12 protein-coding genes are annotated in these 15,653 nt (G+C 70.9%); 8 read left to right on the forward strand and 4 right to left on the reverse strand.

The window, feature by feature from the left end:
* Window positions 1–55: 55 nt before the first annotated feature.
* On the reverse strand, window positions 56–1,234 hold the full coding sequence (locus tag ACWEIJ_RS21340) for an MFS transporter (protein ID WP_449838937.1): 1,179 nt from the start codon (window positions 1,232–1,234) through the stop codon (window positions 56–58).
* Window positions 1,235–1,312: 78 nt separating this feature from the next.
* Here ACWEIJ_RS21340 and ACWEIJ_RS21345 point away from each other — a divergent pair, with 78 nt between their 5' ends.
* The 5 genes from ACWEIJ_RS21345 to ACWEIJ_RS21365 are packed head-to-tail and all read left to right on the forward strand — an operon-like array spanning window position 1,313 to window position 5,935.
* Entirely contained in the window at window positions 1,313–2,290 is a 978-nt protein-coding gene (locus tag ACWEIJ_RS21345; RefSeq protein WP_449838938.1) for an ABC transporter substrate-binding protein, read from the forward strand.
* Complete coding sequence (locus tag ACWEIJ_RS21350) at window positions 2,283–3,344, forward strand: FecCD family ABC transporter permease (RefSeq protein WP_449838939.1); 1,062 nt, start codon at window positions 2,283–2,285, stop codon at window positions 3,342–3,344. Before ACWEIJ_RS21345 ends, ACWEIJ_RS21350 begins: the two co-directional genes overlap by 8 nt.
* Window positions 3,341–4,096: an ABC transporter ATP-binding protein gene (locus tag ACWEIJ_RS21355; RefSeq protein ID WP_449838940.1), complete on the forward strand. Its 756-nt coding sequence runs from the start codon at window positions 3,341–3,343 to the stop codon at window positions 4,094–4,096. Before ACWEIJ_RS21350 ends, ACWEIJ_RS21355 begins: the two co-directional genes overlap by 4 nt.
* Window positions 4,097–4,109: 13 nt before the next feature.
* Window positions 4,110–4,898: a Rossmann-like domain-containing protein gene (locus tag ACWEIJ_RS21360; RefSeq protein WP_449838941.1), complete on the forward strand. Its 789-nt coding sequence runs from the start codon at window positions 4,110–4,112 to the stop codon at window positions 4,896–4,898.
* 8 nt (window positions 4,899–4,906) lie between these two features.
* Window positions 4,907–5,935, forward strand: coding sequence for a pyridoxal-phosphate dependent enzyme (locus ACWEIJ_RS21365; RefSeq protein WP_449839229.1), 1,029 nt, complete (start codon window positions 4,907–4,909; stop codon window positions 5,933–5,935).
* Here the strand turns inward: ACWEIJ_RS21365 and ctaD are convergent.
* Window positions 5,932–7,683, reverse strand: a complete 1,752-nt coding sequence (gene ctaD / locus ACWEIJ_RS21370; RefSeq protein WP_449838942.1) for an aa3-type cytochrome oxidase subunit I — start codon at window positions 7,681–7,683, stop codon at window positions 5,932–5,934. The genes ACWEIJ_RS21365 and ctaD overlap by 4 nt on opposite strands.
* Before the next feature lie 133 nt (window positions 7,684–7,816).
* Here ctaD and tal point away from each other — a divergent pair, with 133 nt between their 5' ends.
* The 3 genes from tal (at window position 7,817) to ACWEIJ_RS21385 (ending at window position 13,558) form a co-directional block, all read left to right on the forward strand.
* Window positions 7,817–8,896: a transaldolase gene (gene tal, locus ACWEIJ_RS21375; protein WP_449838943.1), complete on the forward strand. Its 1,080-nt coding sequence runs from the start codon at window positions 7,817–7,819 to the stop codon at window positions 8,894–8,896.
* Between the two features lie 3 nt (window positions 8,897–8,899).
* On the forward strand, window positions 8,900–10,732 hold the full coding sequence (locus ACWEIJ_RS21380; protein ID WP_449838944.1) for a transketolase: 1,833 nt from the start codon (window positions 8,900–8,902) through the stop codon (window positions 10,730–10,732).
* 255 nt (window positions 10,733–10,987) lie between these two features.
* On the forward strand, window positions 10,988–13,558 hold the full coding sequence (locus ACWEIJ_RS21385) for an ABC transporter substrate-binding protein (RefSeq protein WP_449838945.1): 2,571 nt from the start codon (window positions 10,988–10,990) through the stop codon (window positions 13,556–13,558).
* A gap of 116 nt (window positions 13,559–13,674) precedes the next feature.
* Here the strand turns inward: ACWEIJ_RS21385 and tsaA are convergent, their stop codons facing one another.
* Together tsaA and ACWEIJ_RS21395 are read right to left on the reverse strand one after the other, a co-directional pair.
* The gene (gene tsaA / locus ACWEIJ_RS21390; protein WP_449838946.1) at window positions 13,675–14,070 is read right to left on the reverse strand and encodes a tRNA (N6-threonylcarbamoyladenosine(37)-N6)-methyltransferase TrmO; all 396 of its coding nucleotides are present in this window, start codon (window positions 14,068–14,070) and stop codon (window positions 13,675–13,677) included.
* The gene (locus ACWEIJ_RS21395) at window positions 14,070–15,473 is read right to left on the reverse strand and encodes a protein adenylyltransferase SelO (protein WP_449838947.1); all 1,404 of its coding nucleotides are present in this window, start codon (window positions 15,471–15,473) and stop codon (window positions 14,070–14,072) included. Before ACWEIJ_RS21395 ends, tsaA begins: the two co-directional genes overlap by 1 nt.
* Window positions 15,474–15,653: the final 180 nt, after the last annotated feature.

Here is a 15,653-nt window from a genome sequence, read left to right on the forward strand (position 1 = left end):
GTGACGGTCGGCAACGTGGGCACGACCGACCAGAGCAGGGTGCGGTTCGGCGACCTCAACGGTGACGGCCGGGACGATCTGATCCGTGTGAACGCCCGAACGCGGCGATGGCAGGGGCGATGAGCGCCAGCCCGACCGGCGCGAGACCGTACGACAGCAGGAAGTCCAAAGAGGACACCCGGGCCAGCTTGGACGGCTCCACCTCGCGCTGCGTCGCGGTGAACCACGGCACGTTGAACAGGTCGATGCCCAGCCCGGCGACCGCGTAGACGGCGATCACGACGAACGGGTGCACCGGCAGCAGCAGCACCAGTGGCGCGAACCCGTACAGCGCCAGGCCGAACAGGCCCGTCCACCCGGCCGCGCGTGGCCGCCACCTGGCCATCAGCACCGCTCCGGCGAGCGCGCCGAGCGTGTAGGCGGTCAGCGCGCCGGCCAGCACGGCTTCGGTGCCGTAGCGGTCGCGGCTGACCAGGGGGAGCACCACGCCGGTGGCCGAGTAGCCGGTGGCGATCACCGCTGACAGCGCGCCCAGGCCTGCCAGGAACCACGGGTGCCTGCGGGCCTCGCGCACGCCGTCGAGGAACTCGGCCACGAATCCCGCACGGTTCGGGGCTTCCGCCTGCGTCACCTGCGCCGTACCACCCGGCGGCACCAGGGCCGCCGCGAGCCACAACAGGCCGATCCCCAGCAGCAGCCCCTGCGTGCTCACCACGAGCGCGAGCAGCGCGGTCAACCCCGGCGCCACCAGCGTCGTCACCCGGATCGACATGGTCATCGCCGCATTGGCCTCCTGTCGCTGCTCCGGCGCGACCACCTCGGCCGTCAGCGCCGAGAACGCGGGCCGGCACGCCCCCTGCCCCGCCCCCATCGCCGCCGCCGCGACCGCCGCGAGCACCAGCGAGTCGCCCACGAACGCGGCGAGCACGGGCGCTGCGACGGCGGAGGTCAGCCCGGACCACAGCACGACCTGGCGGCGCGCGTACCGGTCGGCCAGCACGCCGCTGATCGGCACCGCGGCGAGGAACCCCGTGGTGCGGGCGGCGAGCAGCACGCCCAGTTCGACGGCGGTCAGCGAGCGGGAGAGCACCGCGAGGCCCAGCACGAACGGCAGCGCCCACGTCGCGATGCCCGACGCGGTGGTCGCCGTCCAGAGGCGGAGGAACGCCGTGCTGCGCAATACCGATCGTGCCTTGGCCACCGGACGAGCCGTGTCGTGGACCACGTGCGTCACCTTCCCGGAAGGGCTTGATTTGAAAATGATTGTCGTTACAGTAGCGGACGCCCGACTCGTCACGTTCAGGAGGATCCGATGTCACACCCCGCCCGGCTCGGCCTGGCGCTGGTCGCGGTGCTCACCGCGAGCTGCGCCGCACCGGGAGGCGCACAGGCGCCAACGGCACAGTCGGTGGTGGTGGACAGCTGCGGCAAGCAGCTGACGTTCACCGGCACGCCGCAGCGGGCGGTGGCACTGGACCAGTCGTCCACGGAGACGTTGCTGGCGCTGGGAATGCAGGACCGCATGGCCGGCACGGCGAACATCAAGACCAAGGTGGCGCCGAAGTACGCCGACGCCTACGCGAAGATCCCGGTGCTGTCGCCCAAGATCCTCACCGCCGAGCCGCTCAGGGCGGCCAACCCGGACGTGGTGGTGTCCGGGTTCCGCGAGCTCTTCACCGCCGACCGCGCCGGAACCCGTGACGAGCTGGAAGCCCTTGGCGTGCCGACGTTCGTGAGCGCGGTGAACTGCCCGGACGGCACCACACCGGCGTTCGAGCGGCTGTTCCGCGACTACGAGAACCTCGGAAAGATCTTCGGCGCGACCGAACGGGCGAACCGGCTGGCAACGGAACAACGCGCGACCGTGGCCGAAGTTCAAGCGGTGAAACGGGAACCGGTGAAGGTCGTGTGGGTGTACTCGGTCTTCAAGGGCGTCCCGTACGTGGCCGGCCGGGACGGCATGCCCAGCCAGATCAGCAGGATCGCCGGTGCCGCCAACGTCTTCGACGATCTGCCGCAGGAGTGGCCGGAGGCGTCCTGGGAGGAGATCGCGCGCCGGGATCCGGACGTGATCGTGATCGGTGACCTGTCCGAGCGCGGCAACCTCGGTGACAAGGCGAGCGAGAAGCTCGCGATGATGCGCGAGCACCCGGTCGTGTCGCAGCTGAAAGCGCTGAAGGACAACAAGGTCATCGAGGTGAACGGCATCGAGATGGACCCGTCGGTGCGCACGGTCGACGCCCTGCGCGCGTTCGCCGCCGGACTCGACCGGATCGCCGGCCGTGGCTGAGACCGCCGTCCTCGACGTGGCTGCCGAAAACCCGGTGACTCCCGTTCGACGCGACAAGAGCGTGCTCCTGACCGTGGTGAGTCTCGCGGTTCTGATCGTCTCGCTCGTGCTCGCCGTCGGCATAGGAGTGGCCGCGAGTTGGCCAGAAATTGGCCGCTCGGCAGGCCTGCGCCTCGGTCTGCCGGTGGTGCCGTTGCCACGCCTGCTGGACTCGCTGATCTGGGACCTGCGGCTGCCGCGGGTGCTGCTCGCGGCGCTGGTCGGGGCCGCGCTGGCGGTGTGCGGTGCGGCGCTGCAGAGCGTCACGCGCAACTCGCTCGCCGATCCCTACCTGCTCGGGGTGTCGTCCGGTGCCTCGACCGGTGCCGTGGTCGTCGTGGTGCTCGGGTTCGCCGGCTCGCAGCTCGGCGTGACCGGTGGGGCGCTGGCCGGCGCGCTGGTGGCGTTCGGGCTGCTGATGCTGCTGTTGAGACGAACCGGGCTGGACTCCTCGCGGATCGTGCTGACCGGTGTGGTCGTGGGTCAGCTGTTCGCGGCGCTCACGTCGTTGATCCTGCTGTCGTCCGGGGACGCCGACAGCATCCGCGCGGTCACCAGCTGGCTGCTGGGGTCGCTCGCGTCGGCCCGCTGGACGTCCGTCGCGGTGTGCGCGGTGGTGCTCGCGGTCGGACTGCTCGTGGTGTGGCTGTGCTCGTCGGCGCTGGACGGGTTCGCGTTCGGCGCAGACACCGCGTCCTCGCTGGGCGTCGACGTCCGCACGACGCGGATCGTGCTGCTGGTGGCCACGTCGGTGCTGACCGCGGTGGCGGTCGCGGCGGTGGGCGCGGTCGGGTTCGTCGGGCTGATCGTGCCGCACGGTGTGCGGTTCCTGGTGGGGCCGTTGCACCGCAGGCTGTTGCCGCTGTCGGCGGTGGCCGGCGCGGTGTTCCTGGTCTGGACGGACGCGCTCACCCGCGTGCTCTTCGCGCCGCTGGAGGTGCCGGTGGGCGTGTTCACCGCGCTGCTCGGTGTGCCGCTCTTCCTGCTGGTGCTGCGCAGGAGGGGAGAGCTGTGAGGATCACCGTCGAGCATCTCGGCTGGGGTGTGCCGGGCAAGACGATCGTGGAGGACGTGAGCCTGGCGGTCGGCGAAGGCGAGACCGTGGGGCTGATCGGGCCGAACGGCTCCGGCAAGTCGTCGTTGCTGCGGTGCATCGCGGGTCTGCGCACGCCGACCAGTGGTCTGGTGCGCTACGACGGCGTTGAGATCACGTCGTGGTCCGCCCGCGAACGGGCGCGCAGGCTGGCGTTCGTCGAGCAGACCGCCGACACCGACAGCGATCTGCGCGTGGCCGACGTGGTGATGCTGGGCCGGACCGCCTACCGCTCGCGTTGGCGCGGGCCTGATGCGAACGACCGGTCAATCGTCGAGCAGGCGCTTGACCGGCTCGATCTCGGCGCGTTGGCGGACCGGCCGTGGAAGCAGCTGTCGGGTGGCGAACGGCAACGCACCCACCTGGCCCGCGCGCTCGCGCAACAGACGTCGGGCCTGCTGCTGGACGAGCCGACCAACCATCTCGACGTGCGGCATCAGCTCGACCTGATGGAACTGGCGAGCCGCACGCCGCAGACGGTCGTGGTGGCGCTGCACGACCTCGCACTGGCCGCCCGTTACTGCGACCGGCTGGTGCTGATGCACCGAGGAACGGTCGTCGCGGACGGACCCGCGGAAGAAGTGCTCACCGCGCCACTGCTGCGCGAGGTGTTCGACGTGGACGCCGAGATCGGCCGCGACAGCCTGGGCCACCTGGCTGTCGGCTATCGCTGACAAAGGGGGAGCAATGACCACTGTGGACGATCTGACGACCGAAGTGCTGGCCGGACGGCACGGCCCTGACCCTGCCGAGGTCCCGGCCACGAGCGTGTTCTGGGTGCACCACGGCACGCGGCTGGCCGGCGGGAACGTCACCTACCGCAACCAGTACGTGCTGGCCCGCGTCGGCACGGCGTTCGGGGCGTGCGCGTTCGCGGACGGCGAGGCCGACCCGGCGGTGTGCGCGAACTACTCCGGCGCTCCCGTCGCGCGGCTGCTCACCGAGGCACCGGCACCGGTGCGCGTCGCCGCGCTCGACGCCTACCTCGGGCACGTCCGTCCACATCGGACCGCCGAACGGGTGGTGCTGCCCGCGGGCACCCCGGAGGAGCGGGCGCGGGCCCGTGACGCGGCCGTCGCCGGGCTGCTCGACGTCGAACCGGGCGCCAAGGTCGCGTTGATCGGCGTGGTGAACCCGCTCGTCGCCGCCATCCGCGAGCGCGGCGCCGAGTGCCTGCCGTGCGACCTCCAGCTGCGCACCACCCAGTGGGGCGACCCGGTGACCCCGGACATGCGGGACGTGCTCGGCGTCGCGGACGCCGTCGTCGCCACCGGCATGACGATCGGCAACGGCACGTTCGACGAGATCCTGCGCACCTGCCGGGAAAGGGAGATCCCGCTGGTCGTCTACGCGCAGACCGCGAGCGCCGTCGCCCGTCACTTCCTCGGCGCCGGGGTCACCGCGCTGTCCGCGGAACCGTTCCCGTTCTCGCAGTTCAGCGCCGACGCCACCACCCTGTTCCGCTACCGGACGTGAGAGAAGACGTGGACCACCACATCGCTGACGCGCTCAGCCGCCCTGCCCTGGTGCGCCTCGACTCCCGCACCCTCTGCCTGCGCTTCGAGACGATGAAGGTCGCCTCGGCGCTGGAAGCCGTCCGGTACCTGCTCGAACGCGGCACGATCGCGCACGGGGACACGCTGGTCGACAGCTCCAGCGGCATCTACGCCCACGCCCTGGCGCTCGCGTGCCACCGCTACGGCCTGCACTGCCACATCATCGCCTCCACGACCGTCGACAGGACGCTGCGCACGCAGCTGGAGATCCTCGGCGCCACCGTCGAGCCGATGCCGCCGTGCGCGAGCCTCAAGCTCGACCAGAGCCGCCGGGTGGCACGCGTGCGGGAGATCCTGCGCGACCGCCCGCGGCACCACTGGATGCGCCAGTACCACGACGACGTCCACTACCGCGGCTACCGCCCGATCGCCGACCTCGTCCGGGAACACGTCGACTGCTCAAGGCTCTCCGTCGTGGGCGGCGTCGGCACGGGAGCCTCGACGGGCGCGCTGACCACGTATCTCCGGGAAACCGATCCGGGTGTGGAGCTCGTCGGCGTGCAACCGTTCGACAGCGTCACGTTCGGCAGCGAGCACGTGCACGACCCGGAGATCATCATCGCCGGGATCGGCAGCTCGATCCCGTTCGGCAACGTCGACCACACCCTCTACGACACCGTGCACTGGTTCGGCTTCGACGCGGCACTGGCGGGCGGTGTGGCGCTGCTGCGCGAGCACGCGATCTTCGCCGGGCTCTCCGCCGGCGCCGCCTACCTCGCGGCCAGGTGGGAGCAGCGGCTCGACCCGGACCGCCACGTCGTCGTGCTGGCCCCGGACACCGGTCACCGCTACGTCGACGCGGCCTACTCCCGGCACGCCGAGGCACCGTCGCCGGACGACCTGCGGCCTCTCCAGATCAGCACCTTGGCGGACATGGACCTGCCGTGGTCGCGGATGCACTGGAACCGCGCCGAGGCGCCGCCGAACGCGGCCGTCGCGATGCCGGTGGCGTCCTAGGACTCGCGGTCGGTCGGGGCGAGGGCGTCCTCGGTCGGCTGGTCGGGCGGAGTGTGCTTGCCGCGTCGCGAGAGGGAGAAGTGCGACTCCTCGCGCATCCGCTCGACCATGTGCGGGTAGTGCAGCTCGAACGCGGGCCGTTCCGAGCGGATCCGCGGCAGGTCCAGGAAGTTGTGCCGCGGCGGGGGAGAGGTGGTCGCCCACTCCAGCGAGTTCCCGTAACCCCACGGGTCGTCGCGCCCGGCCGGTTCGCCGTACCGGTAGGAGCGGAACACGTTCCACACGAACGGCAGCACGGACGCGCCGAGCACGAACGCGCTGATCGACGAGATCGTGTTGAGCGTGGTGAACCCGTCGGTCGGCAGGTAGTCGGCGTACCGGCGGGGCATGCCCATGTTGCCGAGCCAGTGCTGGACGAGGAACGTGCCGTGGAAGCCGAGGAACGTGGTCCAGAAGTGCAGCTTGCCCAGCGGTTCGTTGAGCATCCGCCCGGTCATCTTGGGGAACCAGAAGTAGATCCCGGCGTAGGTGGCGAACACGATGGTGCCGAACAGCACGTAGTGGAAGTGCGCGACGACGAAGTACGTGTCGGTGACGTGGAAGTCGATCGGCGGTGAGGCCAGCAGGATGCCGGTCAGGCCGCCGAGCAGGAACGTCACCAGGAACCCGATCGAGAACAGCATCGGCGTCTCGAACGTCAGCTGGCCCCTCCACATCGTGCCGGCCCAGTTGAAGAACTTGATCCCGGTCGGCACCGCGATCAGGAACGTCGTCAGCGAGAAGAACGGCAGCAGCACCGCACCGGTCGCGAACATGTGGTGCGCCCACACCACGACCGACAGCATCGCGATCGCGAACGTCGCGAACACCAGGCCCTTGTAGCCGAACAGCGGTTTGCGGCTGAACACCGGCAGGATCTCGGTGATGATGCCGAAGAACGGCAACGCCACGATGTAGACCTCGGGGTGGCCGAAGAACCAGAACAGGTGCTGCCACAGGATCGCCCCGCCGTTGGCCGGGTCGAACACGTGCGAGCCGAGGTGCCGGTCCGCCGCGAGCGCCAGCAGGGCGGCGGTCAGGATCGGGAACGCCAGCAGGATCAGCACCGCGGTGACCAGGATGTTCCACGTGAAGATCGGCATGCGGAACATCGTCATGCCCGGTGCCCGCAGGCAGACGACCGTGGTGATCATGTTGACCGCGCCGAGGATGGTGCCGAGACCGGACACGACCAGTCCCATGATCCACAGGTCCGGGCCGATGCCGGGGGCGTGCACGGCGCTCGACAGCGGGGTGTAGGCGGTCCAGCCGAAGTCGGCCGCGCCCGCCGGCGTGACGAAGCTGCTCATCACGATCAGGCCGCCGAACAGGAACAACCAGTACGAGAACGCGTTGAGGCGCGGGAACGCGACGTCCGGCGAACCGATCTGCAGCGGCAGGACGTAGTTGGCGAACCCGAACAGGATCGGTGTCGCGTAGAGCAGCAGCATGATCGTGCCGTGCATGGTGAACAGCTGGTTGTACTGCTCGTTCGAGAGGAACTGCAGGCCGGGACGGGCCAGTTCGGCGCGCAGCAGAAGGGCCATCACGCCGCCCGCCATGAAGAAGGCGAACGACGTCACCAGGTAGAGGATCCCGATCTGCTTCGGGTCGGTGGTGCGCAGGAACCCGAGGAACGCGGCGCCCTTGGGACGTCGGCGGGCGACGCCGGGATGCGGTACGACCGGCGTCGGTTTGATGGTCGTCACGGTGGTGACCTGCCTTCGATGGTCGAGGCATGGGCTGTCACACGCGCGGTGTACCCGACGGCCCACCGCCCAAACGGTGTGTCGCTCAGTGCGCCTCGGGTACACGAAAAGTGGCCATCAGAGAGGACCTGCCATGCGCACCGCACTGCACGGTCTGGCCGAGCGCGGCCAGAGCCCGTGGATGGACCAGCTGTCCAGAGACCTGCTGCGGGGAGGTGAGCTGGCCTCCTTGGTCGACGCGGGCGTCCTCGGGGTGACGTCGAACCCGACGATCTTCTCCGACGCCATGAGCGGCGGCGACGCCTACGAGGCCCAGAAGCGCGACCTGCGAGAGGACGACCCGAAGGAGATCTTCCTGGCCCTCGCGACCGAGGACGTTCGCCAGGCCTGCGACCTGCTGGCCGGCAAGGGCACCTCGGAGCGCGACGGCTGGGTGTCGATGGAGGTGGACCCGCGGTTCGCCCACGACACGCAGGCGACGATCGACGAGGCCCGACGGCTGCACGAGCTGATCGACCGGCCGAACCTCTTCGTGAAGATCCCCGGCACTCGGGAAGGCCTGCCGGCGATCGAGGAGGCGATCGCCGCCGGCATCCCGATCAACGTCACCCTGTTGTTCTCGCTGGACCGCCACCGCGAGGCCGCCGAGGCGTACCTGCGCGGCCTGCGCCGGTTGCACGACGGCGGCGGCGACCTGTCGAAGGCCGGGTCCGTGGCGTCGTTCTTCGTGTCCAGAGTGGACACCGAGGCGGACAAGCGCCTGGACGCGTTGCGCGGCCACGAGGTGCTCAAGGGCACCCTGGCGATCGCCAACGCCAAGCTCGCCTACCAGCAGTACCTGGAGATCTTCTCCGGCCAGGCCTGGGAGGAGCTGGCGCGCGCGGGTGCGACGCCGCAGTGGTGCCTGTGGGCGTCCACGTCGACGAAGAACCCGGCGTTCCGCGACACCCGGTACGTCGAGGAGCTGATCGGGCCGGAGACCGTGACCACCATGCCCCGCAAGACGATCGAGGCCTTCCTCGACCACGGCATGGTCGCCGACTCGCTCACCAGGGACGTCGGCGGCGCGCGGCGCGTGCTCGACCGGTTCGCCGAGATCGGCATCAGCTACCGCGACCTCACCGACACCCTCGAACGCGAGGGCGTGCGGAAGTTCGTGGACTCCTACGAGCAGCTCCTCGACCGCCTGACCGCCCAACCAGCCCGGAGGTGACCCTTGCCCGACAACGACTTCCGCCACGAACTCGCCCAGCAGCTCCGGGTCGACTCGGTCCGCGCGAGCGACGCGGGCGGCTCCGGTCATCCGACGTCGTCGATGTCCGCGGCCGACCTGATGGCCGTGCTGCTGCACGGCTACCTGAAGCTCGACTACGCGCACCCGGACAACCCGGCCAACGACCACCTGGTGTTCTCCAAGGGACACGCCTCACCGCTCTACTACGCGATGCTCAAGGCCGCCGGTGCGATCACCGACGAGGAGCTGCTGAGCTTCCGCACGTTCGGCAGCAGGCTCGAAGGCCACCCGACGCCCCGCATCCCGCCGACCGACGTGGCCACCGGCTCGCTCGGCCAGGGCCTGCCGGTCGGCGTCGGCCTCGCGCTGGCCGGCAAGCGCCTCGACCGGCTGCCGTACCGGGTGTGGGTGCTGTGCGGTGACTCGGAGATGGCCGAGGGCTCGATCTGGGAGGCGTTCCAGCACGCCGGCTGGGCCGGGCTCGACAACCTCACCGCGATCATCGACGTGAACCGGCTCGGTCAGACCCGAGAGACGATGCTCGGCTGGGACCTCGACGGCTACGTCGCCCGCGCCGAGGCGTTCGGCTGGAAGGCCATCGCGATCGACGGCCACGACCTCGACGCCGTCGACGCCGCGCTGGCCCAGGCCACCTCCGTGACCGACCGGCCGACCGTGATCATCGCCAAGACGTGCAAGGGCCGCGGCGTGCAGGCGGTCGAGGACCAGCCCGGCAAGCACGGCAAACCCCTGGAGGACCCTGCCGAGGCGATCGAGGAGCTCGGCGGCGCGCGTTCGCTGGCCGTGACGGTCAGGACACCCGCACCGGGCACGCCGCACCGCTTCGCCACCGACGGCGGCACGTTGCCGCGCTGGGAGATCGGCGAGGAGGTCGCGACCCGGCAGGCGTACGGGCGGACGCTGGCGGAGTTGGGCGACCTGCGCGGTGACGTCGTGGTGCTGGACGGCGAGGTGTCGAACTCGACGACGTCCGAGCTGTTCGCCAAGGCGCATCCCGACCGCTACTTCGAGATGTTCATCGCCGAGCAGCAGATGGTCGCCGCCGCGGTGGGCCTGCAGGCCCGCAACTGGGTGCCGTTCGTGTCCACGTTCGGCGCGTTCCTGACGCGTGCGCACGACTTCATCCGCATGGCCGCCGTGTCCCGCGCGGACCTGCGCCTGTGCGGCTCGCACGCCGGGGTGTCGATCGGCGAGGACGGGCCGTCGCAGATGGCGCTGGAGGACATCGCGATGTTCCGCGCCGTCCACGGCAGCACCGTGCTGCACCCGTCCGACGCCAACCAGACCGCCGCGCTGATCGCCGAGATGGCGACGCTGCCCGGCATCTCGTACCTGCGGACGTTGCGGGGCAAGACGCCGGTGCGCACGTCGCCGGACGAGCACATCCGCGTCGGCGGCAGCCGGGTGCTGCGCAACAGCGATCACGACGACCTGACGATCGTGGCCTGCGGGATCACCGTCGGCGAGGCGGAGAAGGCGGCCGGCGTGCTGGACGACGAGGGCATCCGCGCACGGGTGATCGACTGCTACTCGATCAAGCCGATCGACGGGAACACGTTGGTGCAGGCCGCTTCCCAGACGCGAGCCGTGCTGACCGTGGAGGACCACTGGCCCGAGGGCGGGCTGGGGGACGCGGTGCTGGACGCGCTGGCCGCCTGTCCGGACCGGCCGGTCGTGCGGAAGCTCGCGGTGTCGGAGATGCCGGTGTCCGGCAAGCCGGGCGAGCTGCTGCACGCCGCCCACATCGACGCCGAGGCGGTGGTGGAGGCGGCGCGTCAGTTGCTCAAGGACTGAGCGGGCTACAGGGGTTCTGGCATCGGGGGCAACGGATCCGGGTCGGGACCGGGCGGCCGAGGCTGGTCCGGTCCCGGCGGCGGGACGGGTTCTGGTGGTGGCACCGGCTGAGTCATGCCCGCCGGGTACCCACCGTTCGGCGCACTCTCACCAGCGGAGATTCCTCCTGGCCGCGAATTCGCCGGATTCCGCTAATACCCCGAGCATCCCACCCGACAATCGGTCTGTTTGGGACCGGCGGAACGGGGTGGGCAGATGGCGTCCAGGATGGCCTCGCAGGACTGGTACCTCGGTGCGGAGCAGACGCGCGGACTGCACTTCCTGGGCGCGCTGGACCTCCTGGAGCTGCTCGACCACCTGGCGTCCCGGCCGCGCTGGCCCGCGCGGGACGTGCCGCTGCCGATCATCCACCTGCGCCGGCCGCCCGGTGTCGAGAGCCCGCTGGAACCACTGGCCAACCGGCCCGCCACCGCGCACGGGCGCAAGGTGCCCCTCGCCCTGGTCGACGGCGCCGAACCGGAACCGCGCAAGCTGCTCGACGACGCGGTGGGCGGGCTCGCCGAGAAGCGGTTGCGGTTCCCGCACTACGCGCTCGTCGGGTGGCTGCTCGACCTCACGTTGCCCGCCGACGTCCAGGCCGACGACGAACAACGCGAGATCGCCCGCCAGTTCAAGCAGCACCTGCGCCGCCGCGTGCGGATGACCGCCGACGGCGTGCAGGACCTGGCGCAGGACTTCCCGTGGTGGATCCGGCTGGTCATCACCCTGATGCCGCGGCTAGGCCTGGCGCTCATGACGCTGTTGTGGCGGCCGGCGACGTGGGTGGGCGAGCAGTCGTTCGGCGGCAGGTCGCGGCGCGGCCTCTACCGGCTGGCCCGCGCGTTCGTGCGGGAACGGCTCGCCGCGCGTTTTCCGGACGAGGTGAACGACCTGCTGGTGCGCGCGTTCCTGGAGGACCTGAGGCGTTCGCACCGGCGCTGGACGGTGTTCGGCGCGGGCCGCCGGCGCACCGGCTCCCCGTGGCTGCTGATCGACAACGTGTCCCGGGGCGCCGGGCAGTGGCTGGTCGACGCGATCGGCCGCGCCCGCAACACCGTCCACGGTGGACGGTCGTGGCGCACGAACCCGTTGAGCCACCCCGATCCGCTGCTGGTGGTCTCGGCGGACGAGGCGGAGGAGGAACCGGCGACGCACGCGGCGGACGCGCTGCAGGGCTACAAGGACTGGCTGCGGGCCCTGCCGCGGTCCGAGAACTGGGTCATCGCGCTCAACACCGACGCCACCGCGCCCGCGCCAGGAGTGGGCGGTGGCCTCGCCGGTCACCCGTCACTGCGGTTGCGCCGCGCGGTCGCGGCCCCGGTCGTGGTCGCGCTGCTCGCCGGACTGGTCCTCGCCGTGCCGTTCTACAACCACTCGCGCTGCGACCGCTGGTGGTCACTGGCCATCCACGCGCAGCTGGAGCGGGTGGGCGACGAGTGCATCGGGGTGTCGGCGGATCCGTTGCGGCACTTCGTTCCCGACACCGTGCCCGAGGAGGTCCGGCCGGGCCTGGAGGACGTCTACGGCAAGATCATGGCCGAGAACCGCAAGGCCGAAGCCCGCGAGGACGCGATCACGATCGTGTTCCTCAGCGTGCTGACTCCCCGCACCGCCAACAGCTTCGCGGCCCTGGTTGAGGAGCTGCGGGGCGTGTGGGTGGCGCAGAAGACCAGTGACGTGCCGATCCGCCTGCTGCTGGCCAACGGCGGTGAAGGACCGGGCGGCCGGGGCCTCGCGTCCGGCGACCTCGCGGCCGACAAGATCATCGAACTGGCCGCGCGCGACCGCGGCGTGGTCGCGGTGACCGGCCTGTCGATCAGCACCGACACCGCCAAGTCCGTCGTGAAACGGTTGGGCAGCAACGCTTTGCCCGTCATCGGCAGCCTCACGTCCGCCGACGACATGGCGAGCGTCAACGAGTACTACTACCAGGTCGGGCCGAACAACCTGCGCGAGGCGCGGGTCGCCGCCTACTACGCGCAGACGAAGCTCAACGTGACCGACATGGCCATCTTCTACTCCGGTGACCCCACCGACCGCTACAGCCAGAACATGGCCGAGGACGCGCGAACCGCCTTCGCCGAACGGGGAATCGCGGTCAGCCAGTACAAGTCGTACCGGGTCGCGAGCGACGACGAGGGCCTCGCACCGGCCAGCCTCGGACAGGGCGCCTGCCCGGCCGAGGCCAGGCCGGGGTACGCGGTCTTCTACGCCGGCCGCGCGCAGTACCTGGCGGAGTTCCTGCGCGGCATGAACAGCAGGTGCCAGGGCGGCAGCACCCCGCCGGTGCTCGCCAGCGACTCGTCCACCCGGTTCATCCTCGAAGGCACGATGACGCAGTTCCCCAACGTGCGGCTGGACTACCTGTCGTTCGCGAGCCCCGCCGCGTGGACCGACTGCGAGAAGGTGCCGTTCTACAAGAACTACCTCGACGTGTTCCACAAGACGTGCCAGACGTTGAGCGACGGCCGCTCGGCCGCCGCCTACGACGCGATGCAGGTGCTGGCCGAAGGGGTGCGGCAGGTGCGCCGGACCGATCCCGGGGCGCGGGTGCGCGAGGGGCTGCTCGCCGGGATCGGCAGCATCCGGCCGGACAACGCGATCCAGGGCGCGACCGGCAGGATCGGGTTCGGCGCGAGCACGCGGCTGCCGTCCAACAAGGCCGTGATCGTGTTGCAGGGCAAGACGGACACGACCTCGACGCCGCGGTTGCTGTGCGGGGAGCTGCCGTTCCCCGGTGACCTGGTGGTGGCGCCGGACAGCGGCTGCCCGCGCGACCCGCAGTAGGGTCGGCGCAGGCCGGCGCTCGGGGTCGGCTCAGCCGCCCGCGTGCCCCGCGGGTCAGCGGTGGTGTCGCGGCGACCGTCGGCGTGACACCGGCTGCCCGCGCGATCCCCAGCTGGTCAGCGCTCGGAGCCCAGCACCGGCTTCACGTCGACCACCGGCGTGCCGTCGAGCGCCTCCAGGTCACCGACGTGCACCCGCTGCCCGTCGACCGCGAGGATCCGCACCCGGTGCAGGCCGATCGGGTTCGGCCGGTCCTGCGACCGGGTGGAGAACACCCCGGTCCGCGGCCGTTCCGCGTCGTCGCGCGGGTGCACGGCGAGCACGGACCGGTCCGCCCGGTCGAGCCACGTCAGCACGAGCACCTCCTGGCCGGCGGTGAGCTCGGCCATGGCCCGCGCGTACTCCGGCGCGAAGACGATCCAGGACTCCGGCGCGCCCTCGTCGCCCTGCCTGGGCGCGGACGCGCGGTCGGTGAGCGGCGACTCGACGTGGCCGACGGGCTGCAGTTTCATCAGGTTCCGCAGAAGGTCTGGTAGGTGGCGCTGAAGTCCTGCGGCGCGGGCGCGGCGTAGTGCTCCAGCTCTGGGCGTTCCCCGTGAGGCGACGTCACGGCGTCCAGCAACCGTTGCAGCGGCTGGAGGTCACCGGCGGACCCGGCGGCCAGCGCCTCCTCGACGAGGTGGTTGCGAGGAATGTAGACCGGGTTGATCAGCTCCATCGCACCGGCATCCGGTCCGAGCGCGCGCCACCGCTCGATCCACGCGTCGATCCCCGCCAGGTCCAGGAAAAGTGACCGCGCGGGCTCGGCGTCTCCGCGGGCGGCCGCCGCCAGCCGGTGGAAGAACGACGTGAAGTCGACGTGGTTCGCCTGCATCAGCGGGAGCAGGTCCTTCACCAGGGGCTGAACGTCACCGGACACGCCCAGCTTGGCCTGCATCCCGCCAGTCCACGCGCGCTCGAAGTGCCCGTCGAACGTGCCGAGCGCTTCGACCGCCAACGCCACCGCCGCGTCCTCGTCGTCGGCGAACAACGGCAGCAACGCCTCGGCCAGGCGCGCCAGGTTCCACTCGGCGACGACCGGCTGGTTGCCGTAGGCATAGCGGCCGCGGTGGTCGATGGAGCTGTAGACCGTCGCCGGGTCGTAGGCCTCCATGAACGCGCACGGGCCGTAGTCGATGGTCTCGCCGGAGATGGTCATGTTGTCGGTGTTCATCACGCCGTGGATGAAGCCGACGAGCATCCACCGCGCGACCAACGAGGCCTGCGCGGCCACCACCTGCTCGAACAGCTCCAGGTAGGTGCTGCCGGGGTAGTGGCGGGCGATGGCGTGGTCGGCGAGGCGGCGCAGCAGGTCGTGGTCGCCGGTGTTGCGGGCGTACTGGAAACTGCCGACCCGCAGGTGCGAGGACGCGACCCGCGCGAGCACCGCGCCCGGCAGCCGTTCCTCGCGCTGGACGACACCGCCCGTGGCCACGACCGCCAGCGAACGGGTCGTGGGGATGCCGAGCGCGTGCATCGCCTCGCTGAGCACGTATTCGCGCAACATCGGCCCGACCGCGGCCAGCCCGTCGCCGCCGCGAGCGAACGGCGTGCGCCCGGAACCCTTGAGGTGCAGGTCGCGCAGCCTGCCGTCGGTGTCGCGCAGCTCGCCGAGCAGCAGCGCGCGGCCGTCGCCGAGCCTGGGGGAGTAGCCGCCGAACTGGTGTCCCGCGTACGCCTGGGCCACGCCGGGTGCCTCGTTGCCCACCAGGAACCGCAGGCCGTCGGCCCGCAACCAGGCCGGGTCCAGGCCGAGTTCCTTCGCCAGCGGCTCGTTCAGCACGAGCAGGCGCGGTTCGGCGACCCGGGCGGCTTCCCACCGGGCGGCCATCTCCGGCACGGCGGTGGCGAACTCGCTGCTCAGACTGATGCTCACGCCCCAACGTTACCGGCCGTGCCACCTGTTCGAGTGTGATCACGGTCCGCCGGCTACTTCGAACAGGTCTACTTCACCGGCTCTCCACAGCGCCGGTGGCGCTCCGTCCGCGCAGGTCAGGCGCCCGAGACGGCACCGGCATCCCCGTGGCGGCGCGTCTTCGGCGGTCCTGCCGGAAGG

The sequence above is a fragment of the Lentzea sp. NPDC004789 genome, from assembly GCF_053601075.1.

Bases quoted from the DNA above. Each gene is read 5' to 3' on its own strand.
- ACWEIJ_RS21345 (WP_449838938.1), top strand. From the start codon at position 1,313: ATGTCACACCCCGCCCGGCTCGGCCTGGCGCTGGTCGCGGTGCTCACC.
- ACWEIJ_RS21360 (WP_449838941.1), top strand. From the start codon at position 4,110: ATGACCACTGTGGACGATCTGACGACCGAAGTGCTGGCCGGACGGCAC.
- tal (WP_449838943.1), top strand. From the start codon at position 7,817: ATGCGCACCGCACTGCACGGTCTGGCCGAGCGCGGCCAGAGCCCGTGG.
- ACWEIJ_RS21385 (WP_449838945.1), top strand. From the start codon at position 10,988: ATGGCGTCCAGGATGGCCTCGCAGGACTGGTACCTCGGTGCGGAGCAG.
- tsaA (WP_449838946.1), bottom strand. From the start codon at position 14,070: ATGAAACTGCAGCCCGTCGGCCACGTCGAGTCGCCGCTCACCGACCGC.